Here is an 839-nt window from a genome sequence, read left to right on the forward strand (position 1 = left end):
TCCGTGCATTGCCACCCGCAGACCCTCGACGTGCTGCGCACCCGTGCCGAGCCATTGGGCATCGAGGTGGTGGTCGGTGACGAGCGCGAGCTGAGCGACGTGACGCCGTTCTTCGGCGCCCTGCTGCAATACCCGGCGAGCAACGGTGACGTCTTCGACTACCGCGAGCTGACCGAGCGTTTCCACGCCGCCAACGCGTTGGTGGCCGTGGCCGCCGACCTGCTGGCCCTGACCCTGCTGACCGCGCCGGGCGAATTCGGCGCCGACGTCGCCATTGGTTCCGCGCAACGCTTTGGCGTACCGCTGGGCTTCGGTGGCCCGCACGCGGCGTACTTCTCCACCAAGGATGCGTTCAAGCGTGACATGCCGGGCCGTCTGGTCGGTGTTTCGGTCGACCGTTTCGGCAAGCCGGCCCTGCGCCTGGCGATGCAGACCCGCGAGCAGCACATCCGTCGCGAGAAGGCCACCTCGAACATCTGCACCGCGCAAGTGCTGCTGGCCAACATCGCCAGCATGTACGCCGTGTACCACGGCCCGAAAGGCCTGACGCAAATTGCCAACCGCGTGCACCAGCTGACCGCGATCCTGGCCAAGGGCCTGACTGCCCTGGGCCTGAGCGTCGAGCAAGCGAGCTTCTTCGACACCCTGACCCTGGCCACTGGCGCGCAAACCGCCGCCCTGCATGACAAGGCACACGCCCAGCAGATCAACCTGCGCGTGGTGGATGCCGAGCGTCTGGGCCTGTCCCTCGACGAAACCAGCACCCAGGCCGACGTGGAAACCCTGTGGAGCCTGTTCGCCGACGGCAAGGCCCTGCCGGACTTCGCCGCCCTCGCCGC

1 pseudogene is annotated in these 839 nt (G+C 67.8%); it reads left to right on the forward strand.

Annotation, left to right across the window (positions count from 1 at the left end):
• Positions 1-839, forward strand: a pseudogene (locus tag HFK74_RS32775) (glycine dehydrogenase (aminomethyl-transferring)); the annotation flags it as partial.

The sequence above is a fragment of the Pseudomonas sp. SbOxS1 genome, assembly GCF_013416725.1.
GTDB lineage: Bacteria > Pseudomonadota > Gammaproteobacteria > Pseudomonadales > Pseudomonadaceae > Aquipseudomonas.